Origin of the sequence: Mesorhizobium sp. M0854, from assembly GCF_040319815.1 — a bacterium.
Classification (GTDB): domain Bacteria; phylum Pseudomonadota; class Alphaproteobacteria; order Rhizobiales; family Rhizobiaceae; genus Mesorhizobium.
In genome coordinates, this window is record NZ_JAMYOL010000075.1 from 1 (window position 1) to 1,789 (window position 1,789).

1 protein-coding gene and 1 pseudogene are annotated in these 1,789 nt (G+C 65.1%); both read right to left on the bottom strand.

The window, feature by feature from the left end; all coding sequences use genetic code 11:
- Positions 1 to 822 (bottom strand): IS21-like element helper ATPase IstB (gene istB, locus NKH99_RS32570; protein ID WP_353017960.1); only part of this gene is annotated, 822 nt, incomplete at its 3' end.
- A pseudogene (gene istA, locus NKH99_RS32575) lies at positions 822 to 1,789 on the bottom strand (IS21 family transposase); the annotation flags it as partial. The pseudogene istA and the gene istB, both read right to left, overlap by 1 nt.

Sequence of the window (1,789 nt, forward strand, 5' to 3'; positions counted from 1 at the left end):
TTCTTCTTTTTTTTTCCCCCTCTTTTTTTGGGGTTCCTGCGTCCCCGGGCTTTGCCCCGTCCCTCTCCCCCCCCCCCCCCCCCCCCGCTTTTCGCGAAGCCGGTAGCTGTCACCGCGGATGGTGATCACCGTCGAATGATGAAGCAGGCGATCAAGGATCGCGGTCGCGACCACGGGATCGCCAAACACGCTGCCCCATTCGCCCACCGAGCGGTTGGAGGTGATCAGGATCGATCCCCGCTCATAACGCCGCGACACCAGCTGGAAGAACAGATGCGCGGCATTGGCTTCGAACGGGAGATAGCCGAGCTCGTCGATGATCAACAGTTTCGGCCGCGACAGGGTCGTCAGCTGCTTTTCGAGTGAACCGTCGTCATGGGCCTTGGCCAGCATCGCCACGAGCGTGGCCGCCGTGACGAACTGGACGCTATGGTTCTGCCGGATCGCCTCGCGCCCGAGAGCCACCGCCAGATGTGTCTTGCCCGTACCCGGAGGTCCAAGGAACAGGACCGTGTCGCCATGAGCAATCCAGCGGCAGGTCGCCAGCTCCCGGACTTGGCGCTGATCCAGCGACGGCTGCGCGTCGAAGTCGAAGCCATCGAGTTCGCGCACAAACGGGAACTGCGCGATCTTGCCTGCCATAGAGATGCGTCGCTCGTCGCACCGCGCGATCTCGCGCGTCACCAGGAAGGCCAAAGCTTCGCGCAAGGTCATTTGCGAACGCGCCGCTTCGTCCAGCAGCGTATCGAGCTGATCCCGGATCGCGGTCAGCTTCAGCCGGTCGAGCTGAGCCACCAACATCTCGTGATCGACCGTCGTCATCACCAGCTGCCTCCCACCAGTGCCTCATATTCGGCCAGCGGCCGCAACAGAGCGGAAGGCGCAACGATCTCCGCCGGCGCCGATCGCACCGGCGCAGCAGCGCCGACCACGCCGGCAAGATGCGCGCGCTCGACAATCCGTTGGCGACGCCCGCGGCACAAGGCATGATCCGCCACCACCTCGCCCGCATGACGCACGATAACGCGGCCGCCCAGCACCACGACTTGGACGCTCTCCCCGATCAGCCGCCAGGGAACCGAGTAACTGTTCGTGTCCAGGTCGATTGCGCAGTCCGCCTGGACCTTGCGCACGAGATCCCGCAGCTGCCCAAACGGTGCCCGTCCGCCCAGAGGGCGAAGCGCCATGGCTTCTTCGGCAAAGCGCCCCGCAGGAGCCACGCCGGTCGTGCCATGCACACGCTGATCGGCAATCTCGCGTGTCCACCGGTCCAGATGCGCCTCGAACGCCGCCAGTTCTCGAACCGGCGGCCGGCGATCGCATTGCGCTTGACCTGGCCGACCCCGCGTTCGTCCTTTCCCTTCGTATGCGCCCGGTAGGGCGCACAAGCCCGCGGCGTAAATCCCCAGTAGCGGGCAAAGGTGTGCAGCCTCACATTGAAGCGCACCTCCCGCGTCGTCGCATCGTGATGTTCGACCAGCGCCTTCGGATTGTCGAACAGCACTTCCGTTGGAACCCCGCCGAAGCGAAGGAAGGCTCCTTCCATCTCCTCGAACCAGTCCGCCTGGCGCTCCCGAAGCGAGGGACGGATATGCAGCCGACGCGAGTAACCCAGCGTCGCCACAAACAGGTGCACCCGAACACGCTCGCCGCCGATCCACGCCCGCGTGTCGCCAAAGTCGATCTGCATCTGATGTCCCGGCGCCGTCTCAAACCGAACCGTCGCGCGCTTCTGCGCCCTCAACTCCCGACGCCAATGCTGCACCCGAAGCTCCACCGAGCGAAGCCC